Origin of the sequence: Kamptonema sp. PCC 6506 (genome assembly GCF_000180455.1) — a bacterium.
In the GTDB taxonomy this organism is placed as follows: Bacteria; Cyanobacteriota; Cyanobacteriia; order Cyanobacteriales; family Microcoleaceae; genus Kamptonema; species Kamptonema formosum.
In genome coordinates this window covers 69,272-92,965 of the sequence record NZ_CACA01000344.1, presented here as the reverse complement: position 1 = coordinate 92,965, position 23,694 = coordinate 69,272, and the positions used below count along the sequence as shown (strand labels likewise).

Genomic DNA, 23,694 nt, shown 5'->3' with positions numbered 1-23,694 from the left:
ATTTCTAGTTTCCAGAGCTATGAGAGCGATCGGCGAATGCTTTCAACTCAATAGCGTCGTGACTGCAAAACAGGCTCACATCTTTACTCCGCTGCACCGATAATGCTTGCAGCCGGTCTTGATTGAAAAGCCGAGCCTGGCGATCGACTTCCATCATCCACTGGTAAGCCCGCAGTCCTGGCGTGCAGCGTCGGTTAGCATTCATCTCATGCCGATAGAAATAAGCGTCCCCAGCGTGCAGCAGCCAACCCTCCTGGGTCTCGATCGCCACGCCTGCATGACCTCGCGTGTGCCCGGCTAGCGGAATTAGGAGAATCTCCGGCGGCAATCCGTCGAGATCGCGGACAGCTTCAAACCCAAACCAAGGTTCGCCCTTGGCTGAATAGTATTTCCAGTGTTTGACTTCATCCCATTGCCCCGGACGATACCGCCCTTTAGCGATCAAACCGTGCCGGTCTTGGGCGGCATCCATTTCAGCCTGCATAATGTGTACCGTTGCTTCTGGGAAATCCTCTAGACCACCGGCATGATCGAAATCGAGGTGAGTTAGCACAATATGGCGCACATCGCTTGCCGCAAATCCGAGCTGCTCAATTTGATGAATCGCTGTGTATTTGCGATCGAACTGGATGTTATTAAAGTGGACGAAAAACGGGCTGAGCCGGGAGTAAGGGGACTGGATATCGCGTAAACCGAAGCCGGTATCAATTAAAACAAGTCCGCGATCGGTTTCCACGAGCAGACAGTGGCAGACGAGGTGAGCGTTCAAGCTGCGACTGAAGCCATCGAAAAGCGCCCCACCAATGGGGCACATACAGCCACAATTGAGATGATGAATTTGCATAAATGTTTTGCACTAAATTACTTCGGCAGGAATCATTTCTTTGTAAGTTTGCCTCCAATGCCGAGCTGTGTCAGATGGCTTTGTTGTTGGGATATAGCAACCTTCTTGCTAGTTAGGAAACTCGCTGATGGCTTCCACCCTTGATTCTCTTCCCTTCTTCCCTAGCTATAAATCAGCCACTTGCTGTCATCGAGCGCAAATTACTTGTTAGCAGAACCTGGTTCAGTAAGCTGGCGGTGCTGTTCGGCATTGACGGTATCGGGCAAGACTTTACTTACATTCCCCTGTATCTTGGTCTTGAGCGAACCCGCGATGATATCGTCCTTGCCTGCCATCAAGGCCTGAAAACCCTGCTTGGCAACCTCTGCGGGATCGTCCTTCTTGCCCGCACCTGCCTTAGTGCTGTCCATATCCGCACGGTGGAAGAAGTTGGTATCAGTCGGCCCTGGCATGAGCGCGGTGACGCTGACACCTGTATCCTTCAACTCGTTTCGCAACGCCTCTGAGAATGAGTGCAGAAATGCCTTGGATGCCGCGTAGACTGCCTCGAAGGGGCCCGGCATAAGGGCGGCAATGGATGAAGTAAAAAGGATTTTGCCATTACCTCGTTCGACCATATCCTTGACTACCCTTTTGGCAAGATGGACTGAGGACACAACGTTAAGGTTAATGAGATTGAGTTCGTCCTTGAGGTCGGTTTTGATAAACTCGCCCCCGACACCGACACCTGCATTGAGCGCGATCGCCTCTACAGGTCGGTTTGTTTCCTTAATTTTGCTGTAGAGCGTCTCCACACCGTCATAGGTAGCGAGGTCTGCCTCTACGGTCAAAACTTTGGCACCGAGTTGCTCAAAGGCAAGAGCTGCTTCCTTGATGCTGGCTCCGGTAGCTGTGACTAAGAGATCGAAATTATTTTGGGCGAACTGTTTGGCGAGTTCGTAACCGATGCCATTGGAAGCACCTGTTACGACCGCTAAGGGTCGAGTTAACGAATTGTCCACAACTATTTAAACTCCTAAGTGAGTACACTCGCTTGTCCAGGCTTGCTTATATTTAGGCTCTAGATAGTCAGCTCGGACTGCGGCCTGTCAACTTTTTTATAATGCTAAGAAGGCAGCCGCATGATTGCGTCTTTCTAAAGAAGGAGTGTGCTTTGCTTGTAAGTGTAGCGATCGCATTGGTTGGCTCGATGGGGCTAATCTTCCTGGCGATCGCCCACCCTACATTTATATTTATGTCCCATTAAGTAAATTCACCTAATTAAACATAAGATAAGGATGGCTAAAAAGCTGACTGTATAAACATTTTTACTTCTCTCCTAGATAACTAAATTTTTCTTCCTTCTCTCCTAGATAACTAAATTTTTCTTCCTTCTTCCTTCTACTTACTTACTGTTACATGATTTTGAGCCACTGTATTAGTTAATCGAGCTAATGCTCTGCAACTCGAATAATACTCGCTCAAATTCCTGCACCATCCAGTTATGATTTGTGGTTCGATAAATGGGTAGCAGCGCTTGATAAAACCATAAACTCGACTCTTTTCCTACGGGAAAATAAGCCCAGACTTCCTCACCATGTTGATGTAAGGAAGCCAAAAGAGAACGAGCATTATGCAGTTTATCTGCCAGAGAAACTAATCGCACGGATGGTGAAGCATTTTGTAATTGATCCAGATAGCGCTGTTTGCGTTCCATCCAAGGGGGCTTGGGAAGTTCTTCTGATTCAGTACATCCTTTGATAATTTCCAGAACTTCTACACCAAATTGTTGACTAATTTCTGCTTGAGTTTGAGGGCCGCCTTGGTCTTCCAAGCTGTCATGTAATAAGCCAGCGATGGCTTCTGTTTCATTACCTCCAGCTTCTAATATTAACGCTGCTACTGAAAGCAGGTGGGCAATATAAGGCGTGCCATCGACTTTGCGAACTTGTTTGGCGTGTAAGCGAGTGGCATACACTAAGGCTAATTCAAAGTTTTCTGTGAGCATCGTTGATTTCATGGTGCAATTAATTAAGGTATAATCGAGCTTCTTCTGCTACTTCTTGAGCCAAACTATGTCGCAGTTCCCAAGGAAAAATCACTTCGCCTTTGGGTCGCCAAGAGCGCAAGCGTAGTCCAACATTGGTATCGCCCTCACGGTAATAAACGCGATAGTAAGCATCATCAGGCGATCGCGATCCAAGAACTGTTAATAACTCCTGGTAATGCTTTGGGTTGGGAGTTTGTTTTTGAATCAATTCCATAGCTTGTTGATAGCCTATAGGTTGAAAGGTTTCATGGCGAAAGGTTCCTTGAATGTAGCGATCGTTAAAGTCGCCATCGAATCGTAATAGCATCAATTTGGGTTCGAGGTAGAAATCGAAACCCCAAGCTTCGGCGATTTTCTCTTCGATTTCATCTGATTGTGGTAATTTTTCTGGGTAAGCTTGACGCAAGCAATCAGGAAGATGAGGATTGTTCCAATCCAATCTTTGCATTTTGGCAATGCGATCTAGTCGATAGTTGTACCATTCGCCTTGTTGGGTAGGTGTTTGTCCAAAGGCGCATAGATAAACGGCGCGTTGTACGTAGTAGATACAAACAGGATAAACAATACATTCAACTGTTTGCCCCATTCTGGCACTGTTATAAAGTAATTGAATTGGGGGAATGGGGTCAGTTTCCCATAGTTCACACAATTGATATTGCCAATCTTCGACTAAATCGATAGTTTGTTTGGGAATCACATAATCAACGTGCAAGAAAAATCGCTGTACACCGCGTATTTCTCTGGAGTTTTGGGCAATAATTGCTAGTTCTGGATGCAGGAAGTTTAAGGGATATTGACTACTTTTTGTGGGTGTTAAATCCTGATGGTTTGCTTCTGGATATTGGGGAAATTGGGAGACGCGATGATAGCGCTGCTGTCGATATTCCAGCCACCCTAATTCGGTTAAGATTTCTAAATCTCCTTGAAGCGATCGCCGGGTTACACCAAACAATCGCTTGGATAATATTCGATCTAAGTCAGGTACGGAATCGTGGGCTAATAAGGCTTGTCGCCACTGAGTTGCTGAAAGCTGGTTATTAAACAACCAGTCGGCGGTAGTTTTTGCACAGGGACAATGGCGATCGTGTAGGTGGGGAATGGCTTCGCCTTTGGGATGGCTGGGAGTAAAAAAGGCATCGCGCCAGTTGTAATAGGTAAAGGGGCGATCGAGGTCAAGGGAGGTTGCGCGATCGCCATAGAGGGTAGAAAGCCATACCCAGAGACGAATGGCCCGCAATAGGTTTTGTTTGAGTGACCCCCGTGCCAACCATTGCAGTAGGGGAATGTGGGGCTGCGTGCGAAATAGGATGTCTGACATTAGTGCTAAGGGAAAAATTTAATTTCAGTTTAACCTTAGTTGGAAATAGAGGCTTCCAGGTAGGGTGTATGATGGGTTTATTGTGGAAAAGGAGGTACTTATGACTACTTACAAGATTGAGCTGGAAGGCGATGTAATGAAAGTAAACTTTGGGGAACCGGCGCAAAATGACCAGATTGTGAGGGATGTGGCGGCGAGGTTAGAGGAAATGACGGAGACGGGAGAATTGAAGGGGGGAGTGTTGCTGAAAATCAATGGCCCAGCCTCGTTACCTGTTGCTTGTGTCTTGACTCATAAGGTGGCTCATATTTATGGAGCGATTAGTGTTTTCGATCCGAAAATTGGCAAATACGTAATCTGTATTACTCATAATCCAGCTTACAAGGTTGGTGATTTGATTGATTAATTAAGGTGAGATTTGCTGTTATGAAAGTTGTGCTTTGTGGGCCGCCTCATTCTGGTAAGTCTTGTTTGAGGGAGGGGTTGAAACAGGCTATTATGGCTATACATCGAGTAGGAAAAGCACCTTATCCTTATTTTATCACTGCTTGTCCCGATGGTGAGGGTTCTTGGTATACGGAAGCAGTTCGGAATAACCCCGATTTAGCTGCACGGTTAAAGAGGGAATATAAAACTAAATTAACTTGGGCTTTTGCTGAAAATAAGGCTTTAGATGTGAAGAATGCGAGTTTACCTTTAACTCTAATTGATGTTGGGGGAAGGATTGATGGAAAGAATCGTTTGATTATGCAATATGCAACTCATGCGGTTATTTTAGCGGGGGATAGGGCTAAAGTTGGGGAGTGGGAAGGGTTTTATGGGGAGCTAAATTTGAAAGTTATTGCGATTATTCATAGTGATTATCATGGGAAGTTTGATGCGATCGAATGTGAGTCTCCTATACTGAGGGGGAGCGTTCATTATTTGGAGCGAGGGGAGGATGTTTCGCAGCGTGCGATGGTGGAGGTTTTGGCAAGGGTTTTGGTGGGGTTGAGTGATGGGGGGTGAGGGGGCGCGATCGCTTTCTGTAGTCTGAGTAATTGTTATAATTTACTAAAGTTGGAGGAATCTATGAACAGTAACAATCTGTTAGATTGGGAAGATCATCAAGTCGATCATCTATTTTTACTAATTGGGGAGAATCCTTTGCCGAATTATCTCGCAGCTCGAACGTTACTTAAAGAAGGTGGTACAGCCTATCTAGTATTTACCAAGAACACAATATTTCAAAAAGATCGCTTACAAGGAGAAGATGGACTGCATAAGCTTGATATAAAATGCCAGCCTGTCGATCTCAGCAATAATGAATCTGATGCCCAAGAAATTTACGACATTATTAAGAAGCGGGTTGAGGAGTCAGCGAAAGAAGGCAAGGTTGGTTTAAACTACACAGGCGGAACTAAAGCAATGGCAGTTCACGCTTATCGAGCAATTCAGGAGCTAAAACCTGACGCTATTTTTAGCTATCTCGATCCACGACGACTGAAAATGTGGATTAATCAAGGCAACCAAAAACCTGTTGCTTATGATGTGCCGCTCCAAATTTCTCTTGAAGAGCTTTTTACCTTGCATGGTAAATATTTGCTCACAAACTTTCCCCCTCGTCTTAAACCCTACTTACAAGATTTAGCAGTAGAAATTGCTAAACTTCACGAAAATCAAGACTCGGAGAAGAAGTGGAAAGAGTGGTGCAACAAGCTAACTCCGATTGCAGACTTACAAATTTTATTTCCAGCCGTTGGTAATCTTTTAGGTGAATGTTTAGATTTACCTACAAATAAATCACTTAAAGATAAAGCCAAAGCAGAGGGGTTTAGTGATTTTAAGGAATTCCATACATGGCTCAACGGTACTTGGCTAGAAAGTTATGCTTTGAAGAAAATTCAGATGATCTCTGATGACATTGGTGTTCGTAAAGAAGATATTCAAATGTCTTTCAATATAGTTGAAGATAAAAACAAGATGAATACGAATAATAAAGCAGCGGATGCAAAATTTGAATTTGATGTCGCCTTTATTAAGCGCTATCAACTATTTGCGATATCCTGCACTGCCAAAAGCAAGAAAGCAGACTGTAAAGAAAAGCTATTTGAGGCTTCTTTGCGGGCTAAAGAGTTAGGCGGTGATGAAGCACGAGTTGCTTTAGTCTGCTGTTACGATGCTCCGCAGGAGATTGAAGATGAACTAGCTAGATTTGGAACCCGCGATCCAAAAGTTAAAGTTTTTGGGCGCAAGGATTTAGCAAATATCGGTGATGAAATTTTAGCTTGGGTTGATGGTATAGAACAGGAGGCTAAAGCATGAGTGAGTATGTAGTGACAATCCTTGATACTACGGGGATTCAATCTTATATCTTCAATACTAATCGCTTGCGAGAAAATATTGGGGCTTCCTATCTTATTAGTCAAGCAACAGGAGATTTAGATCCCAGTACAGATGACTGGGTAAAGAAAAAGCTCGAAGAATTAGGAGTACCTAAAAATAGACAACAAGAACCCATAAAAAATAGTGGATTAAATGCAGAATTAGTCTATGCGGGTGGTGGTAATGCCATGTTGTTGTTCAAGTCTATAGATATTGCTAAAGACTTTACTCGTAAGTTAAGTATGCAAATTCTAGAACACGCACCAGGGCTAAATATTGTTGTGGCTCATTGTGAGTTTAATTGGGATAATGATTGTTTGTACGAAAAGGTCGAAAAACTTCACATTGAAGAATTAGAGAAGCAAAAAAGAGCCAGAATCCCATCAGCACCTTTACTAGGTTTAGGAGTTACAGCACTTTGTAACTCGACTCAGTTACCTGCTGTTAATACTAATGAAGGGTATATTAAAGACATTGATCGGGAAGATATCTGTCTGGTTTCTAGAGAAACTGAAGCAAAATTGAAAGTCGTTTCATCAAAACATGGTGAACCTGCTAATCAAGCTCTCAAAAAAAGATTTGCAGATGTTTTACACCAGACAGATTATCAATTTCCCTACCGCATGGATCATTTAGGTCGTTCCAGAGGTGAAAGCAGCTATTATGCAGTGATTCATGCTGATGGAAATGGCATGGGAGAGCGTTTCAAAGAGTATGGCAAGGATAGTCGCGACAACTCCGATTATGTGAACCGAATGCGCGGACTTTCTAACTCTGTTAACAAAGCAAGTTTGGCAGCAGTTAAAAAAGTTGTGAATGTTCTTATTAACTCAATACATTCAGATGGTAAAGTCATGGGAAGATTTTCTATCTTTACTCAAGATGGAAAACATTACTTACCATTTCGCCCCCTTGTTTATGGTGGTGATGATGTTACTTTTGTTTGCGATGGTAGGCTAGGACTAGCATTAGCAACAATCTATTTACAAGCATTGCAAAAACCACTATTAGCTGATGGTAAACAGATGAGAGCTTGTGCAGGAGTTTGTATTGTTAAATCTCACTACCCGTTTGCAAGAGCTTATTCTTTGAGCGAGGCTTTGTGTAACAATACTAAAGAATTTGTTAGAGAACAAAAGCAACAATGGGCAAAAGAGTTTTCAGGAATTGATTGGCATATTGCCGCAAGTGGTCTATTTGGAACAATTGGAGATATTCGCCAACGAGAATATCAAGTTTCTACAGGGGAATTAACAATGCGTCCGGTTCTGCTTCAAGAAGAAGAAAATGAGTGGCGTAATTGGTCTAACTTTATCAATACTGTTGAATGTTTCAACAGTAACAGAGATGAGAAAGAATGCCAAGAATGGAAAGAGCGAAAAAACAAAATTCTTGCTCTTAGAGAAAAGTTGCGAGAAGGCCAGCCAGCAACTAAGCACTTTCTGAAAGCTTATCGGATTGATCGCTTACCTTTGATGAAAGGCGGTGATGAAATTGTTTTAAGAGAAACTGGTTGGACAGAAGAACATTGCGGATATTTTGATGCAATTGAAGCAATGGATTTTTATTTCCCATTAAATAAAGGAGTGTCAGATGATTGTTTACAAGCTGAAAATCAAGCTGCTGAGTGATACAACTTTTGGACGAGGCGATGGTGTAGCAGGTTTAGTCGATCAAGAAGTTGAACATGATTCCTCTGGATTCCCTTATCTTCGAGGACGAACTTTAAAAGGATTGCTGAGTGAGGAATGCGATAATTTAATTGCTGTGTTATCTCCTCATAACGTCTGTAGAGATTGGGAATCAGTCGCTTGCAAGCTATTTGGTAAACCTGGAAGTACCCTTGAAACAAGTTCTCAAATGCAAGTTGGCGATGCTTGTTTACCAGAGGATTTGCGGCAAGCAGTGGCATACCAATTAAAGCGACTGGACAACAAATTAATGCGGGTTGATATTCTGGAATCTCTGACAACTATTCGTCGCCAAACTGCGATCGATTCAAAAACTGGAGTAGCCGATGAAACAACGTTACGTTCTGCTCGTGTAGTGTTGCGCGAATTAGAATTTACGGCAAACTTAAGTTTTGAAGTACAACCAGGTCGAGATGCTTTAACTTTGTTATCTGTTGGAACCTTAGCACTCCGACGATTGGGAAGTAACAGAAATCGAGGACTGGGACACATCGAGGGTCAGTTATTAAACCCTGACGATCAAAATATTACTAAGGATTTTGTTCAGTATTTTGGAACACTTTAAGGTGCGAGGAATGAAAGTAATTACTTTTTTATTGAAAACAGAACAACCTCTACTTGCCACTTCTTTTCAAGGCGATCCAAACAGTGATGTATCCTATCCTTACATTCCAGGCAGCATGATTCGAGGTGCGTTGATTGGTCGGTATTTGAAGCTACCTGGAAAACAACGTATAGATATTTTGGCTGATGAAACTTCTAGGCGTTTATTTTTTGATGGGAATACTCGTTATTTAAACGCTTATCCTAACAGTCAGGAAGGTTGGCGATCGCTGCCTACTTTACTGTCTTGGCGTAAAGAAAAAGGCAATGAATTCAAAGACACAAAAGACAAAATAGATGTATATGACTGGAGCGTGTCTAAAGATAATGATGATTTACAATCTCCTAAATCTCTAAACGAACCGTTTTGGGTAGAAGATGGAAAAAATATTAGGTTATACAGTGTGGATCGCCGGATAAACATTCATAATTTACGCGATCGTCGTAAAGGTCGTTCAGCTTCAGATAAATTAGATCCTGCAACTCGGCAAGTTATAGAAGAAAGAGATGGTGAGATATTCCGGTACGATGCTATAGATGTAGGACAAACTTTTCAAGGAGTTATTGTGTATGAGGAAGTTGACGAAAAAACAATTCAAGAATTGCTAAATATTTCTGATATTTGGCTGGGTGGATCTAGAAGTGCTGGTTATGGTCATGTCAAGATTACTGACGTTCAAATTAATGGTAATTGGAGTGAAATAAGAAACTCATCTGAAAACAGAACTAGCGAAAATCTCATAATTACCCTTCTTAGCGATCTGATTATTCGTGATGATTGGGGACAATATGCTGCTCTTTCACCAACTCAGTTGATCGCAGAGTTTTTAGAAAAAAAATCTGAAGAATTGGAACCTTTACTGAATAAATATAAAACCTACATGGATAGTGTGTTTGTTGGTGGCTTTAACCGAAAATGGGGACTACCTTTACCCCAAGTAATAGCTGTGAAAGCAGGTAGCGTATTTGTTTATGAAGGTGTGTTAGTTACCGCCGAGCAAATTCGCCAATTAGAAACAACAGGTATTGGGGAAAGAAGAGTAGAAGGGTTTGGTCGAGTAACAATTAATTGGCGTGTGGCAAACAATCAATTTACAGCCAAGAAACCAGAATCTAAGAAATATTACCCACGAAATCAACCTCTACTGAAAGTTGAAGAGTCTCATATTTTAGCACGCCAGATGGCGGAACGAATATTATGCAAAAAGTTAGAGGGATTACTTCTTGATCGAGTAGAATATTTTAAGCTGAACCCGAATCGTATAACTAATAGTCAGTTATCTCGGTTGATAATCGTAACTAGACAATCTCTAGATATTAATTCTCGTCAACCTCTCGATCTTCTTTTAGACAATCTTCCCTCAAATGCTCGTACTAAGTACGAGCGCACAAAAGTAGATGGTCAGATATTAAACCAGAAAATAAAAGATTGGTTAAACCATCCTAAAAGTTGGATTGAGAGTTATTTAGAACCTTTTGCGGTCGCTAATGAGCCAGCAATTTTAATTGATGAATTAGCACTAGAATACACCCTACGGCTCATCATGGCGATCGCTAAAAATGCAACTAAGGAGAAACCTAATGAGTAACGAACGATTGAAAAGAAATCAACGCCATATTATAGAAAGAATTATTATTCGAGGAACTTTGATACTAGATACTCCCACCTGTTTAGGAAATGGTGATCCAGATGGCCCCACTGATATGATGTTAGTACGAGACAGTATTAGTTCTCATGCTCTACTCACGGGTACATCTGTTGCGGGTGCATTGAGAAATTATGTGCATGAGCATGAACATGGCTATAGGCAAGATGAACAAAATAACAGCCTCTCTACTTCTCTATTCGGGGGAATATCTGAAGATGACGATGGCGATCAAAGTCCTCTGATTATCAATGATTCAATTAGTAGTCAGGTTCCCAAAATAGAATTACGAGATGGAGTAAAAATCAATAGCATTACTCGTACTGTCGATCCTGAAGCTAGAGCTAAGTATGACTTAGAGTTACTGCAAGCGGGTACAAAATTTTCTCTGAGTTTGGAATTGTTGATTGAGAAAGAAGATAGAGAAATTACACTAATTAAGGTTATTGGTAGAGAAAGGCCGTTACTAAAAACCAGTAGTTTCCATACATTTTTATTTAAATGGTTAGCATACCGATATAAAAACAAAGCTACATTGCTTAAATCTTTGGCGATCGCACTCCAAGGCTTAGAACGGAAACAAGATCAGAATTGTTCTGAAGATCAAAAGGATTTAAAAAGTGGTGAAATCAGCCTTGGCATGAAAAAACGGCGGGGTTTTGGTCGCTGTCATGTCAAAGAGTGGCAGGTTTGGAGCTTTAATCTGGAAGATTCAGGCGATCGCATGGCATGGTTACTATTCGATCGCGAATGTACCAACAAGCTACCTGTGATTACCAACAAAATCGCTGATGCTTTGGGTGTAGTATTAGATGAGAAAGAGGATAAGCGCGATCGCTTTACCATCAACGCCACATTTACCCTCGCCAGTCCCTTACTTATTCGCTCAGGTCAAGCTGCAACAGGACGCGCACCTGATGTGGTTCATTTAAAATCAAAACGTTATGGTAAAGATGAATCTGTATTATCTGGTACAAGTTTAGCAGGAGTTTTACGCCATCGAGCCGAACGGATTGTCAATACTCTGGAAAAACCCACAACAATTATAGATGAAATATTTGGGCCAGATTTTAGTGAGGACAAAACTAAGGAAGCTAAAGCAAGTCGTCTAATTGTCCATGAAAGTGTTATCAAGGATACCACTGACTTAGTACAAACTCGGATTGCGATCGATCGCTTTACTGGCGGTGCTTATCACGGTGCTTTATTTCAAGAACAACCTATTTTTGGCAAGGGTGATGAAAACCTACAGTTAGAAATAGAACTACGAAACCCTGAACAACACGAAATAGGCTTACTGTTACTACTACTTAAAGATTTGTGGACACAAGATTTACCAGTAGGAGGTTCTAGTAGCGTCGGTAGAGGAAGGTTACAAGGAAAAGAAGCAACCTTAATGTGGACAAAAGAGCAAAAGTCATGGAAAATTGCTCAACATGACTTAAGTAAAAACTCTTTAGAGATTACAGGTAGCGATCGCCAAGACTTAGAAAATCATGTTAAAAAGTTAGTTAAATACACTAAATAGGAGGTGAATAAAAATGACTAAACCCCATTGCGAATCCATTGAAGATGCTCAATATATTTCTGATTTAGGAAAATGGTTAGAACAAAAAGCTAGATATTATCAATTAAAATATCTTCTAGCTCATGCTGATGATGGTGTTATTTGGGGACATTTTGACAATAACAACTTAGTCAATTCTGGAGATGTATTTCCCCAGTTGGCTAAGTTGCGTCTTTGCACACTCCAGCAATGCCGTGTATTTAGTAAAAATGCTGAGGTGATGCTTTGGAAAATTGGGCAAGACAACTGGAAAGCACGTCTAATCAAAGATGATAATAACCCAGAACGTTGTTTAGAACCTGATGAATCTCAAATCCTTTGGGGAACGCAAAAGGAAGAAGAGAAGAACGGTTTTACATTAGTGTCAGATGGTTCACAAGGTTTGAAACATGGTGTTCCTTTAATGAATATTTCCTTTAGCCAAGACAAAAATAACCTACATCGTCCGATTCGTTTACAAGTTCGTCATTATATTGATTATGATGATAGTGGAGTGGCAAGAATTTATTTGAGTCGTCTTGTTGATTTAACAACGAAGGAGGAAGAAAATGACTAAAGTGATACCAAAAACTGATACTCTTTATGAACAAGATTTTGTGGCGTGGTGTGAAGATACGGCGGCTAAACTCAGAAGGCGAGATATAGATAATCTTGATTTTGATAATTTGATTGAGGAGGTAGAGAGTTTGGGAAGAAGCGATCGCCGGGAATTAAAAAATAGATTGACGGTACTGCTGACTCATATTCTTAAGCGAATGTATGTCAATAGTCCTGAAAATTTTAATGGATGGGAATTAACGATTATCGAACAACGGCGACAAATTCGAGATTTATTAGAAGAATCCCCTAGTCTCAAACCTTATCTAGTAGAAATATTAGCTAAAGTTTGTGCTAATGCTTTAGAGAGTGTTCGATTTGAGTATAAGCAAACTGAGTTTCCTGATACATGGCAATTTGATACTGAAACAGATGTACTATCTAAAAAATACTGGGAGGAGCAATAAATGAGTCCTAAGCATATTGATAATATTACCGATCCGCAACGTAGAGCCAGAGCGCCCTACAACTTTGTGGAATTACCAGAAAAGGTTGTTGAAGCAGAAGCTTTACCTGATGGCGATCGCTACCATTTAGATCGGCATACTGGCAGGATTGAATGCACTTTAACAACGAAATCTAAACTTTACACTCGTTGTGGTTGGAACCCAGAGGATTTTGCAGAACATAGTGAAAAAGCTTTTAAAGAATTATCAGAAGAGATAAAGAATAAAAGATCTAATTTTTTTATTAATCCAGCAACTCAGCAATTACTTATCCCTGGTAGCAGCATACGAGGAATGTTAAGAACTCTAGTTGAAATTGTGAGTTTTAGTAAAATCGATCGCGTAACTGAAAATAAACTATTCTATCGTTCACTTGGCGATCCGGCTTTAAAAGATATTTATCATGCTAACTTTGTCGATGATCTTGGGAAAGTACAAAATTCATCTCACTCTAGAGCAGATTGTCACAGAGCTAAAGCTCATGCAGGTTTTTTACGCAAGCATGGGAATTATTACGTTATTGAAGAATGTGGCTATGGACGAATTGATAGACATCCTACTAAAAGAGTTATTCCTAACCTCCCTAATCAGCCTAATCTTCCAACTAAACCACTCTATCAAGGCTCTGGGCCTGGAAAAGCGCCAAGCTGGACATACCAGTATCAAATTATCTATGTAGACATTGACTCTTCGGAACAAGATTACTTTTTCCCTCAGCAAATCAATAGTAATGGCAGACAGCGCCATCCCGATCTTTACTTACGCTTTCGTGAAGTTCACTCTGCTAGTTTTACTCCTGCACCAGAATTACAGAAGGGAACGCTTGTAATAACGGGAGATATGCAGCATAAGCATCTAGAGTTTGTTTTTTTAGATGAAAAGTTAAAAGAGTATTCAGTGACTGAGGAAATGGTCAGGCGTTTTCAAGATGATGACCAAATAACCAAGTGGCAGAAGGATGCCTATTCTAAAGATAAGCCGTCTCGTGCTTGTCGCCAGCAGGATGGATATCTTCGAGATGGAGAACCTGTGTTTTTCTTACTCAATGATGATGGAGAGGCTGTTCGCTTTTTTGGACGAGCGCAGATGTTCCGTTTACCATACGAGCATTCTCCATTAAAATTTGTACCTCCTAAATTGAGAGATGCTTCGCGTACAGATATTGCTGAAGCTATTTTCGGCTATGTCAATGGTAAAGAACCGAGAGTAAAAACTGGTGCGGGTCGAGTATTCATTAGTGATGGTACACTTAATCCCAATCAAGAGGAAAAAGTAAAACCAAGTCTAGATAAAAATCCTGAACAAATCCTGCTTTCTAGCCCAAAACCTACTACATTTCAGCATTATCTGGTTCAACCTAATGAAACTGAAGCTCGCCAGAACAAGTTAAAACACTATGCTAGTCAGCCTCCAACTGATACAGAAGCAGGAGAAACTGTTATTCGAGGACATAAACTGTACTGGCACAAACCCTGTAAAATTGAAGTTCCCGAAAACTCAGATACTCAAACTAGCTTAATTAAACCGCTCGATCCAGAAATTGAGTTTACTTTTACTATCTACTTTGAAAATCTCAGTAACGTTGAACTGGGTGCGCTGCTGTGGGTGTTGAGTCTCAGCAGCGATAAATCAGAAATTCTCCAAACAGGTAAACAAGGAGAAAAATATTGTTTTTCCTTGGGTATGGGTAAACCGTTGGGGATGGGTGCGGTGAAGATTGACTATGAATTGCATTTGAGCGATCGCACCGCACGGTACAGTCAATTATTTAATGGTGATGGATGGTCACAAGATGACAAAGAGCAAGATGAAGTTACTCAATCAGAAACAAACTGTATCAGTGAATTTGAAAAGTACTGTATCAGTGAATTTGAAAAGTATGTCCTCGATCGCATTAGCGAAAATGATTATCCAGACAAACACAACAGACAACTGCTCGAGCATCTGAGACAAATACCACGAATTGAGATGTTGTTAGCGATGTTACGGTGCGATTCACCTTCAGAAGCACCTAATTATATGAAACTTGAGGAATTTAAGAATAGAAAAGTGCTACCTACGCCCTTGGATATTAGAAAAGTTGAGGATAAACCTCGCTTTCCTACGGATAGCACTTCATCTTCAAAAACAGTATCAAAACCTCAAAAAAAAGCGATCGCCCCCCCTAACGAAATAGAAAAGCCAGTTAATTTAGCCCTACAGCGAGGGGCTACACCAACACAAGTAAAACCGAAACCCAAACTGAAACTCCCACAAAAACCCAAACCCTAAAACGCGATCGCACCAGACCAATTCATCAACCGTCCATGCTCGCACACCCCCAAATGCCCGAAATAGGTTAAACCCTATCCAAAACAGTGACCATCTCATTAAAGTTTCACAATCATTAATCAATATCAAATTAATTCCCCCTACTGTTTAGATATCAACACAGACGGACAGCGTTCTTCAAAAGACAAGCACCAACAACAACAAGGTTCCACTAAACCTGCCTCCGAAAAACGGTAGATGCAGCGCAATTTCTAACTCGTACTCCTTTAGCCATACCCGTCAGCAGACGGGTTTTTTGTTTTTGATTGACAAGATATGAGATAATACTATTTTTTATGGAGACAAATCATGGCTTATTTATGGTTTAAGGCATTTCACTTAATCGGCATTGTCGTTTGGTTTGCAGGCCTGTTTTATCTGGTACGGCTGTTTGTCTACCACGCTGAAGCTAATCAAGAACCCGAACCGGCCCAGACAATTCTCAAAAAACAGTATGAGATTATGGAGAAACGTCTTTATCACTTGATTACCATGCCGGGAATGACGGTGACAGTGGTAATGGCGATTGGTCTGATTTCCACTGAACCTGATGTTTTGAAAGATAGTTGGCTACATTTTAAACTGCTTTTAGTCGCGCTTTTAATAGCTTATCATTTTTACTGCGGCCGACTCAGAAAAAAATTAGCCGCTAATGAGTGTAAATGGACTGGTCAGCAATTTAGAGCTTTGAATGAAGCGCCAACAATTCTTTTAGTATTGATTGTTTTGTTAGCTGTGTTTAAGGGAAGTTTGCCAGTAAATGCTACTGTTTTTGCCGTTGCGGGATTGATTATCGCGATGGTAGCCACCATTCAACTTTATGCTAAGAAACGGCGGCAAGACAAAATTAAATTATCGGGAGAACTAGCTCAAGAATAGTATAAGATAGGACTTACGCTCATGGCTCCAGAAACCGGGTTTTTGAGAGAATCTGTTGGTAACAACAATGTATTTTCGTCGAAAAACCCGGTTTCTTTGGTTGGGTGCGTAACTCCTGTAAGAGAGAGCCGATGATCGGGTTTATCCAAAAAGACCTCTCTCCCTACCTCCTTCCCCTACTAGGGAAAAGGGAAATTTCTTTTCTTTCTTTCTCCCCCTTTCCTCCTAGCGAAGGCTGCCGAAGGGTTAAGTCTTTTTTTACACTTCACCCCACAAAACAGCCGCATGATGCCGAATATGATCTTCAATAAAAGTTGCAATAAAATAATAGCTATGATCGTAACCTTCTTGCATCCGCAGAGTTAGCGGTTGTCCCACTTTTTCACAAGCATCGCTAAACACATCTGGCAACAATTGCCCATCAATTATAAATTGATCTGCCGTACCACAGTCAATCAGAATAGGGCGACCATACTGTACTTTTAGGATCAATTTGCTAGCATCATACTCCTGCCACTTCTCTTGATTATCGCCCAGATAATTAGTGAAAATATTTTGACCCCAAGCCGAAAGAGTTGGTGCAGCAATTGGTGCAAAAGCTGAAACAGAAAGGAAGCGTTCGGGATTTTTTAAAGCACAAATTAACGCCCCATGACCCCCCATAGAATGACCAAAAATTCCCTGTTTTTCAGCTATTACTGGAAAATGTTCTGCTATTAAATTAGGCAACTCCTCAACCACATAACTATACATTTGATAGTGCGCTTTCCAAGGTTCCACAGTTGCATCAACATAAAAACCTGCACCGCTACCTAAATCCCAGCTTTCATCCTCGCCAGGTATGCCAGTATTGCGAGGGCTAGTATCAGGAACAACCAGTATTAACCCATATTTAGCTGCAAATTGTTGCGCCCCTGCTTTGAGCATAAAATTTTCTTCAGTGCAGGTTAAACCAGATAGGAAATAGAGAACTGGTACAGACTGAGATTTAGCCTGCGGTGGCTGATAAATTGCAAACTTCATCTCACTGTTACAACTGTGAGAATGATGGCTATAAAAACCAACTTTGCCGCCAAAACTTGCATATTCTTTCTGCAATGTAGGAGAGTCAGACATAATACCAATGATTGATGTAAGTTAGAAATCAGAAATTAGAAATCAGGAGTCAGAAGATATCGATCAAAACGTAATAATAGTGCGAATTGACTGACCTTTGTGCATCAAATCAAAAGCTTCATTAATCCGCTCCACTGGCATCACCTGAGTAATTAAATCATCAATATTAATTTTACCATCCATGTACCAATCAACAATTTTAGGAACGTCAGTCCGACCCCTCGCACCACCAAAAGCCGTCCCCTTCCACACCCGCCCAGTTACTAACTGAAACGGTCGCGTACTAATTTCTTGACCAGCTCCCGCCACCCCAACAATTACACTTACTCCCCAACCTTTATGACAGCATTCTAAAGCTTGGCGCATGACATTAATATTGCCGATACATTCAAAAGTATAGTCGGCTCCGCCTTTAGTTAAATCAACTAAGTAAGGGACTAAATCACCTTTAATTTCTTTAGGGTTTACATAGTGCGTCATCCCGAATTTCTCGGCTAGCTCTCGCTTAGCGGGATTGATATCTACGCCTATAATCATGTTCGCACCCACCATCCGAGCGCCTTGAATGACATTCAAACCCACGCCGCCTAAACCGAAAACTATAACATTCGCTCCTGGTTCTACTTTCGCGGTATTAATAACAGCACCGACACCAGTTGTAACGCCACAACCAATTAAACAAACTTTATCAAAAGGGGCATCTTCTCTAATTTTTGCTACCGCAATTTCTGGCAATACAGTATAATTAGCAAAGGTAGATGTTCCCATGTAGTGATGAATCATTTCTCCGTCAATTGAAAATCTACTACTACCATCGGGCATCAGACCGCGCCCTTGAGTAGAGCGAATTGCTTGACAAAGATTCGTTTTTCTGCTAAGACAGTATTCACAATTACGGCATTCTGGAGTGTAGAGAGGAATGACGCGATCGCCAACTTTCACGCTCGTAACACCTGGCCCAATTTCTGCAACAATTCCCGCTCCCTCATGGCCTAAAATAGCCGGAAATAAACCTTCAGGATCGTTACCAGAAAGCGTGTAAGCGTCAGTGTGGCAAACTCCCGTAGCCTTGATTTCCACCAGCACCTCGCCCTCTTTTGGCCCTTCAAGCTGTACAGTTTCTATACTCAGTGGTTTGCCTGCACTGAAAGCGACTGCTGCTTTAACATCCATGTTTTGCACCTTTAGTATATTTGTCAATAAGAATTATGCACCACTTTGTAACGCCGCCATCTTGGCGGTATCCTTACTGCCCAGAGGACAGCGTGACATAATTGCTGGTCAAGTTACTTACTATTCTGTATTCTATAACTAAATCTCAAAATAGCAAATACTTATTATGACAAAAATAATCGTAATTACGGGTGTAAGTCGGGGTCTTGGTCTTGCCATGACAGAAAAGTTTATCGAATTAGGTAACACTGTTTGCGGGTGCGCTCGTTCTCCAGAAGCAGTAGAAAAACTCAAGGAAAAATATGGTTTGCCTCACCATTTCACTTGCGTAGATGTCGCGAATGAATCTCAAGTAAAATCTTGGGCCGAACAATTGCTAGCAACTTGTCCGCCTCCCGATTTGCTAATTAACAATGCAGCAATTATCAATCCCCTAACACCTCTTTGGCGGGTAAGCAATGAGGAATTCTCCAACTTGATTGATGTGAATATTAAAGGTGTAGCTAACGTAATTCGCTACTTTATCCCAGCTATGCTCTTAGTAAAAAGTGGCATTATTGTCAACTTTAGTTCTGGTTGGGGACGCTCTACTTCCCCAGAAGTTGCCCCTTATTGTGCTTCTAAATGGGCAATTGAAGGACTTACTCGCTCATTAGCTCAAGAATTGCCCGAAGGCATGGCAGCAATTCCCCTAAATCCTGGCATTATTCACACTGAAATGCTGGAAATTTGTTTCGGTGAAGAGGCTGCGAGTTATACATCTGTGCAAAATTGGGTAGAAAAAGCTGTGCCTTTTTTACTTAAGTTAAAAGCTTCAGATAACGGTGCATCTTTGACAGTTCCTTCTTAAATTAACCACCCAACTTTTTTAAAGTTAACAGGAGAAATGACAATGAATGACGACAAAAATCAAGGTATAGATCCTCTAACTCAGATAACGAACAGGAAACAATTCGAGAAATATCTTGAGGAACAGTGGCAACACCTAGCACTAGAACAAAAGCCAATATCTATGATTTATTGTGATATTGACTGCCTCAAAACCTATAACGATCATTATGGACACAGCATCGGCGATGATTGTATATGTCAGATTGCTAAAAACATTCGAGATACTGCTAGCAGTTTCGTTGATATATCAGTAACAGCAAGATGCGGAGGAGACGAATTCTGGATAATTTTACCTAATACTGATGCAACTAATGCAATTGAGATTGCTGAAAAAATACGCTCAGAAGTCAACGCTTTGCAAATTTTTAATGAATCTCCTAACTTGTCTAGGTTTGTATTATCCAAGTTTGTTACACTTAGTTTGGGTGTAAGCACGACTATTCCTGACATTAATGTATTACCAGGAGAACTACTTAGAGCAGCAGATACAGCAATCCAAGAAGCCAAAAACGATGGACGCAATCGCGTTATATTCAAAGAATTTACTGCGTAAATTACCCTCGCTCATCTCTTGGTATTTAGGGAATCCAAAATTCAAAATTGCTAGTCGTGAATTGTGCCATCCGGCATAGTTGCGCCTTGCAAGTTAACATCATTTAGATTCACTCCCGCCATATTAGCACCTCTGAGATTAGCCCCCATCAAATTAGCGCCTGTGAAGTCAACTTTACTCAAATTTGTCCATCTAAAATCCGTCCCGCTCAAGTCAGCAAAACTCAGATTAGCTCGGAAAAGATAAGCTCCATTTAAGTGAGCGCCACTCAAATTAGCTTTATATAAATTCGCCCGATAAAGGTGTGCGTCTACCAGTTCAGCTTCATAGAGATTAGCTTGAGTAAGATTGGCATTACTAAGGTTAGCTCCTATCAAGTAAACCTTCATCATTACCGTTCCAGTTAAATTAGCCTCACCCAAATCTGCTCCTCTCAAATTAGCACCGCTCATGTCAGCACCGATTAAATTGGCAGCGTTCAAATCTGCTCCTCCGAGGTCAGTTAATTGGAGGTTAGCACCTGTCAAATTAGCTGCAATTAAACTAGCATCAATTAATTCTGCAAATGAAAGGTTCGCTAGACTCAGGTTCGCATCTTTCAGGTTAGCACCCATTAATTTTACATTGCTTAAATTCGCCCTAAAAAGGTTTACTCCAACAAAATCAATGCCTTTTAAATTAAACTCTCTGAGGTTGGATTCGCTCAAATCTGGTTCTATATTCCCGTTGCGATTTCGCCAATCAATCCATCGATTGACACCCTGTTTTAGCAGTGCTAAATGCTCTGTATTTGCCATAATAAATTAAATCCCAACTCCACAATTAAAAGTTTAAAATCAACCTATTCATTCCGCCCAAAACCAGAACTATCGCGACCAGCTACGCTTTCAATAGCAACTCGCGCTGCACTAGAACCAGCCAAAATATCCCGTTCTTCTCCCCCTAAATAAAGTCTTCCGAAACTGCCGACAGCCTGAACTTCTAATATATTAATTGAAGCCGCCTTTTCTGCCTCATTTGCAGCTAATGCCGCATAAGCAGCCGGTTCTACTTCAAATACATAAAGCGTTTGCCCTGCTAATAGCAATTGTCCCCGCCGCGTGCGGTTGATTAATTGTGTTTGGTGAGCATCAATATTGCGGATAATTTGGCTAGAAATTACTCGCGGTTTAATACATTCCTCCCTCCGAACTCCCAAAGCCTCCAAAATTGCCTTACCAGCGGCCCGCGTTTCTCCTTGGCGGCTAGAATGAACCTCTAAAAGACCATAAAGCCTTTCTACAACTTGTACTCCAGGGCGCACGGAAGCAGATTTCAGAGCGATATCTGTAATCTTATTAATTTCAATCCCTGGTGATATTTCTATCCACAGCGACGCATCTCCTGGTAATGGTAAAAACCCGGCGGCTACAGTGCCAATATAAGCCGCGTGTTGCGGCTGTAAGCTGTCTAGAAATACGTAGCTGCGTAACTCTATTCCCAAAGTTTTTATCTCCACCCATTAGGGTACAACTATTAGATTGCTTGCAAGAATATCTGGGCGATTGAAATCGCGACTAGACTATTGAAGTCCACCTGCGCGGGCTGTGGATTTTTTGCAAGCCGCATATTAAACACGCAACTCTTCAGTGTACCTCACTTTTTGCACCATTTTCTTTAAGATCCTTTTTTTCCCTCTATTGAAAGACATAACCCCCTAGTCCCCTTCCCTGCAAGGGAAGGGGGAGTAATTAATACTATTAAACTCAAAGAGAATTAATAGTTAAGAATTATTCTCCCCTCTCCTTGCAGTCGAGGGGTTGGGGGAGAGGCAAAACAAATTTTGGGGCAGCAATGGAACAGCCCGCCCCTATTAGGGGAGGGTTAGAGAGATGTAGGGATAAGGCTGAGGGTAGTCTATAAATGTGGTTTCTTTCGGAAACAAGACAGTTAAGCCAGACAAGCAGCTAAATCTTCATCAGGTGTTGTAATCGCTTTCAAATTATACTTTTCTGACAGCAACTTAAACACATTTGGGGAGATAAAGGCTGGTAAAGTTGGCCCTAAACGGATATCTTGAATCCCTAAATAAAGCAGGGTTAGTAAAACTGCAACCGCTTTTTGTTCGTACCAAGAAAGAATCATTGATAACGGTAACTCATTCACTCCCATATCCAAGGCATTAGCTAAACCTAATGCAATTTGAATGGCGGAATAAGCATCATTACATTGACCTACATCCATTAAGCGAGGAATTTCACCGATGAATCCCAATTTTTGATCGAAAAAGCGGAACTTACCACAGGCAAGAGTTAAGACAATACAATCTTTAGGTACTTTTTCCACAAATTCTGTGTAGTAATTGCGGTCTGGTTTCGCACCGTCGCATCCTCCTACTAGAAAAAAGTGCTGAATTTTTCCCTGCTTAACTAATTCAATCACATCACCAGCCAAATTTAACACCGCCTTCCGGGCAAAACCTGTCATTACTTCGCGGGGTTCTTCATCTTGGGTAAATCCGGGTAATTCTAAAGCTTTTTCAATTGCTGGGCTAAAGTCAGCGATGATTTCTTGTGCTGATAAGTGAATGACACCGGGCCAATTTACGGGGCCAAGAGTAAATAATTTCTGTTGGTAATTATCATGGGGTGGCATGAGGCAATTAGTTGTGAGGATAATTGCGCCGGGAAATTTAGCGAAATCTTTGGTTTGATTTTGCCAAGCAGTGCCATAATGACCGTAGAAATGGGGATATTTTTGCTTTAATTCTGGGTAGCCGTGTGCTGGTAATAATTCCCCGTGAGTATAGATGTTAATGCCTGTATTTTTGGTTTGTTCGAGGACGGCGGCGAGTTGTTGGATATCGTGACCGGAGACTAGAATACATTTGCCTTTTTTGGGGTTTAGAGGCACAACTGTGGGCACGGGATGACCGTATGTTTCTGTATGGCCGCTATCGAGGAGTTCCATCGCCCGAAAGTTGACTTCTCCCACTTTTAATGCCAGATTTACCCAGTCATTTAAAGTAAGTTTTGGGTTATCGAGGGCGACTAATGCTTCGCTACAAAATGCGTAAAGATTATTGTCTTCTTGACCTAATTCTAGGGCGTGGAAGGCGTAGGCGGCTAAGCCTTTGATACCGTAAAGTACGGTAAGCTTAAGGGAAAATATATCGACATCGCCGCCTGCTTGACTGATGAATTGATAGGATACTTCTTGACCTTGTTGTACTAAATTCTCCTCAAAGTTAGGCGTAAACTTAGCAAGGTCAGACCATTCTATGGGAGTGGTAACTATTTGCTTAACTTGGGTTTTTAAGTTTTCTCGCAGTTCGATGGCGTGGTGAATATATTCAGCAAAACTTTTAGTGCTAAAATTAACATTAGTCATGGTGGCGAATAAAGTTTCGCAGATAAAAACATCAGCTTCACGAGTAGGAATACCTAGTTTACGAGCTTGAATTACTACGGGCGCGAGTCCTCGCAAACAGTGAATTAATAAGTCTTGTGTGGCGTTGACTTCTGGACTTTTACCGCAAGCCCCCCATTGATGGCATCCTTGTCCGCTGGCGGTTTGTTCGCATTGTTCGCAAAACATAAGCTTGTTCTCCTGTTAGTTTTCTCTACCTGTGTTTACTGTAGGGTGGGAGATGAGATAATTACCTTGACTTAAGTCAATACTTAAAAAT

23 protein-coding genes are annotated in these 23,694 nt (G+C 41.4%); 14 read left to right on the top strand and 9 right to left on the bottom strand.

Annotated features, from left to right (window positions below; all coding sequences use genetic code 11):
• Positions 1-4: 4 nt before the first annotated feature.
• Positions 5-814: an MBL fold metallo-hydrolase gene (locus OSCI_RS23765; RefSeq protein WP_019487262.1), complete on the bottom strand. Its 810-nt coding sequence runs from the start codon at positions 812-814 to the stop codon at positions 5-7.
• Positions 815-1,044: 230 nt separating this feature from the next.
• On the bottom strand, positions 1,045-1,845 hold the full coding sequence (locus OSCI_RS23760; RefSeq protein WP_007357732.1) for an SDR family NAD(P)-dependent oxidoreductase: 801 nt from the start codon (positions 1,843-1,845) through the stop codon (positions 1,045-1,047).
• 124 nt (positions 1,846-1,969) lie between these two features.
• Here OSCI_RS23760 and OSCI_RS32125 point away from each other — a divergent pair, with 124 nt between their 5' ends.
• Positions 1,970-2,104 (top strand): hypothetical protein, encoded by a 135-nt coding sequence (locus OSCI_RS32125; RefSeq protein WP_267880127.1) that lies wholly within the window; start codon positions 1,970-1,972, stop codon positions 2,102-2,104.
• A gap of 157 nt (positions 2,105-2,261) precedes the next feature.
• Here OSCI_RS32125 and OSCI_RS23755 read toward each other — a convergent pair whose 3' ends face one another.
• Positions 2,262-2,843: an HD domain-containing protein gene (locus tag OSCI_RS23755; RefSeq protein ID WP_007357731.1), complete on the bottom strand. Its 582-nt coding sequence runs from the start codon at positions 2,841-2,843 to the stop codon at positions 2,262-2,264.
• Between the two features lie 7 nt (positions 2,844-2,850).
• A complete protein-coding gene (locus OSCI_RS23750; protein ID WP_007357730.1) occupies positions 2,851-4,191 on the bottom strand; it encodes a TIGR03985 family CRISPR-associated protein in 1,341 nt (446 codons plus the stop codon).
• 100 nt (positions 4,192-4,291) lie between these two features.
• On the opposite strand from OSCI_RS23750, the gene OSCI_RS23745 reads away from it, so the two are divergent.
• The 11 genes from OSCI_RS23745 (at position 4,292) to hemJ (ending at position 16,294) form a co-directional block, all read left to right on the top strand.
• Positions 4,292-4,597: a CRISPR-associated protein Csx3 gene (locus tag OSCI_RS23745; protein WP_007357729.1), complete on the top strand. Its 306-nt coding sequence runs from the start codon at positions 4,292-4,294 to the stop codon at positions 4,595-4,597.
• Positions 4,598-4,617: 20 nt separating this feature from the next.
• Positions 4,618-5,199, top strand: coding sequence for a hypothetical protein (locus OSCI_RS23740; RefSeq protein ID WP_007357728.1), 582 nt, complete (start codon positions 4,618-4,620; stop codon positions 5,197-5,199).
• Positions 5,200-5,262: 63 nt separating this feature from the next.
• A complete protein-coding gene (locus OSCI_RS23735; protein WP_007357727.1) occupies positions 5,263-6,495 on the top strand; it encodes a Card1-like endonuclease domain-containing protein in 1,233 nt (410 codons plus the stop codon).
• The gene (locus tag OSCI_RS23730) at positions 6,492-8,186 is read left to right on the top strand and encodes a Cas10/Cmr2 second palm domain-containing protein (protein WP_007357726.1); all 1,695 of its coding nucleotides are present in this window, start codon (positions 6,492-6,494) and stop codon (positions 8,184-8,186) included. Before OSCI_RS23735 ends, OSCI_RS23730 begins: the two co-directional genes overlap by 4 nt.
• The gene (locus tag OSCI_RS23725) at positions 8,149-8,811 is read left to right on the top strand and encodes an RAMP superfamily CRISPR-associated protein (protein ID WP_020699932.1); all 663 of its coding nucleotides are present in this window, start codon (positions 8,149-8,151) and stop codon (positions 8,809-8,811) included. Before OSCI_RS23730 ends, OSCI_RS23725 begins: the two co-directional genes overlap by 38 nt.
• Before the next feature lie 10 nt (positions 8,812-8,821).
• Positions 8,822-10,438, top strand: a complete 1,617-nt coding sequence (locus OSCI_RS23720; RefSeq protein WP_007357724.1) for an RAMP superfamily CRISPR-associated protein — start codon at positions 8,822-8,824, stop codon at positions 10,436-10,438.
• Positions 10,431-12,023 (top strand): RAMP superfamily CRISPR-associated protein, encoded by a 1,593-nt coding sequence (locus OSCI_RS23715; RefSeq protein WP_019487260.1) that lies wholly within the window; start codon positions 10,431-10,433, stop codon positions 12,021-12,023. The genes OSCI_RS23720 and OSCI_RS23715 overlap by 8 nt, the downstream gene beginning before the upstream one ends.
• A gap of 13 nt (positions 12,024-12,036) precedes the next feature.
• Positions 12,037-12,618: a type III-D CRISPR-associated protein Csx19 gene (csx19, locus tag OSCI_RS23710; RefSeq protein ID WP_007357722.1), complete on the top strand. Its 582-nt coding sequence runs from the start codon at positions 12,037-12,039 to the stop codon at positions 12,616-12,618.
• Positions 12,611-13,066, top strand: coding sequence for a DUF29 domain-containing protein (locus tag OSCI_RS23705; protein ID WP_007357721.1), 456 nt, complete (start codon positions 12,611-12,613; stop codon positions 13,064-13,066). The genes csx19 and OSCI_RS23705 overlap by 8 nt, the downstream gene beginning before the upstream one ends.
• Complete coding sequence (locus OSCI_RS23700; RefSeq protein WP_007357720.1) at positions 13,067-15,376, top strand: TIGR03986 family type III CRISPR-associated RAMP protein; 2,310 nt, start codon at positions 13,067-13,069, stop codon at positions 15,374-15,376.
• A gap of 348 nt (positions 15,377-15,724) precedes the next feature.
• The gene (hemJ, locus tag OSCI_RS23695; RefSeq protein ID WP_007357719.1) at positions 15,725-16,294 is read left to right on the top strand and encodes a protoporphyrinogen oxidase HemJ; all 570 of its coding nucleotides are present in this window, start codon (positions 15,725-15,727) and stop codon (positions 16,292-16,294) included.
• A 258-nt stretch (positions 16,295-16,552) separates the two neighbouring features.
• Here the strand turns inward: hemJ and fghA are convergent, their stop codons facing one another.
• Entirely contained in the window at positions 16,553-17,410 is an 858-nt protein-coding gene (fghA, locus tag OSCI_RS23690; protein WP_007357717.1) for an S-formylglutathione hydrolase, read from the bottom strand.
• 63 nt (positions 17,411-17,473) lie between these two features.
• Entirely contained in the window at positions 17,474-18,583 is a 1,110-nt protein-coding gene (locus OSCI_RS23685) for an S-(hydroxymethyl)glutathione dehydrogenase/class III alcohol dehydrogenase (RefSeq protein WP_007357716.1), read from the bottom strand.
• A 166-nt stretch (positions 18,584-18,749) separates the two neighbouring features.
• On the opposite strand from OSCI_RS23685, the gene OSCI_RS23680 reads away from it, so the two are divergent.
• On the top strand, positions 18,750-19,433 hold the full coding sequence (locus OSCI_RS23680) for an SDR family oxidoreductase (RefSeq protein ID WP_007357715.1): 684 nt from the start codon (positions 18,750-18,752) through the stop codon (positions 19,431-19,433).
• 42 nt (positions 19,434-19,475) lie between these two features.
• Entirely contained in the window at positions 19,476-20,027 is a 552-nt protein-coding gene (locus OSCI_RS23675) for a diguanylate cyclase (protein ID WP_007357714.1), read from the top strand.
• 50 nt (positions 20,028-20,077) lie between these two features.
• Here the strand turns inward: OSCI_RS23675 and OSCI_RS23670 are convergent, their stop codons facing one another.
• From OSCI_RS23670 to hcp, 3 genes are all read right to left on the bottom strand, one after another.
• Complete coding sequence (locus OSCI_RS23670) at positions 20,078-20,824, bottom strand: pentapeptide repeat-containing protein (protein ID WP_007357713.1); 747 nt, start codon at positions 20,822-20,824, stop codon at positions 20,078-20,080.
• A 44-nt stretch (positions 20,825-20,868) separates the two neighbouring features.
• Positions 20,869-21,510 (bottom strand): hypothetical protein, encoded by a 642-nt coding sequence (locus OSCI_RS23665; RefSeq protein WP_007357712.1) that lies wholly within the window; start codon positions 21,508-21,510, stop codon positions 20,869-20,871.
• Between the two features lie 446 nt (positions 21,511-21,956).
• Positions 21,957-23,603 (bottom strand): hydroxylamine reductase, encoded by a 1,647-nt coding sequence (hcp, locus tag OSCI_RS23660; RefSeq protein WP_007357711.1) that lies wholly within the window; start codon positions 23,601-23,603, stop codon positions 21,957-21,959.
• Between the last annotated feature and the right edge of the window lie 91 nt (positions 23,604-23,694).

Bases quoted from the DNA above. Each gene is read 5' to 3' on its own strand.
- OSCI_RS23700 (WP_007357720.1), top strand. From the start codon at position 13,067: ATGAGTCCTAAGCATATTGATAATATTACCGATCCGCAACGTAGAGCC.
- OSCI_RS23720 (WP_007357724.1), top strand. From the start codon at position 8,822: ATGAAAGTAATTACTTTTTTATTGAAAACAGAACAACCTCTACTTGCC.
- OSCI_RS23675 (WP_007357714.1), top strand. From the start codon at position 19,476: ATGAATGACGACAAAAATCAAGGTATAGATCCTCTAACTCAGATAACG.
- fghA (WP_007357717.1), bottom strand. From the start codon at position 17,410: ATGTCTGACTCTCCTACATTGCAGAAAGAATATGCAAGTTTTGGCGGC.
- OSCI_RS23705 (WP_007357721.1), top strand. From the start codon at position 12,611: ATGACTAAAGTGATACCAAAAACTGATACTCTTTATGAACAAGATTTT.
- OSCI_RS23750 (WP_007357730.1), bottom strand. From the start codon at position 4,191: ATGTCAGACATCCTATTTCGCACGCAGCCCCACATTCCCCTACTGCAA.
- hemJ (WP_007357719.1), top strand. From the start codon at position 15,725: ATGGCTTATTTATGGTTTAAGGCATTTCACTTAATCGGCATTGTCGTT.
- OSCI_RS23730 (WP_007357726.1), top strand. From the start codon at position 6,492: ATGAGTGAGTATGTAGTGACAATCCTTGATACTACGGGGATTCAATCT.
- hcp (WP_007357711.1), bottom strand. From the start codon at position 23,603: ATGTTTTGCGAACAATGCGAACAAACCGCCAGCGGACAAGGATGCCAT.
- OSCI_RS23765 (WP_019487262.1), bottom strand. From the start codon at position 814: ATGTGCCCCATTGGTGGGGCGCTTTTCGATGGCTTCAGTCGCAGCTTG.
- OSCI_RS23740 (WP_007357728.1), top strand. From the start codon at position 4,618: ATGAAAGTTGTGCTTTGTGGGCCGCCTCATTCTGGTAAGTCTTGTTTG.
- OSCI_RS23735 (WP_007357727.1), top strand. From the start codon at position 5,263: ATGAACAGTAACAATCTGTTAGATTGGGAAGATCATCAAGTCGATCAT.
- OSCI_RS23725 (WP_020699932.1), top strand. From the start codon at position 8,149: ATGATTGTTTACAAGCTGAAAATCAAGCTGCTGAGTGATACAACTTTT.
- OSCI_RS23755 (WP_007357731.1), bottom strand. From the start codon at position 2,843: ATGAAATCAACGATGCTCACAGAAAACTTTGAATTAGCCTTAGTGTAT.
- OSCI_RS23685 (WP_007357716.1), bottom strand. From the start codon at position 18,583: ATGGATGTTAAAGCAGCAGTCGCTTTCAGTGCAGGCAAACCACTGAGT.
- OSCI_RS23715 (WP_019487260.1), top strand. From the start codon at position 10,431: ATGAGTAACGAACGATTGAAAAGAAATCAACGCCATATTATAGAAAGA.
- OSCI_RS23745 (WP_007357729.1), top strand. From the start codon at position 4,292: ATGACTACTTACAAGATTGAGCTGGAAGGCGATGTAATGAAAGTAAAC.
- OSCI_RS23680 (WP_007357715.1), top strand. From the start codon at position 18,750: ATGACAAAAATAATCGTAATTACGGGTGTAAGTCGGGGTCTTGGTCTT.
- OSCI_RS23670 (WP_007357713.1), bottom strand. From the start codon at position 20,824: ATGGCAAATACAGAGCATTTAGCACTGCTAAAACAGGGTGTCAATCGA.
- csx19 (WP_007357722.1), top strand. From the start codon at position 12,037: ATGACTAAACCCCATTGCGAATCCATTGAAGATGCTCAATATATTTCT.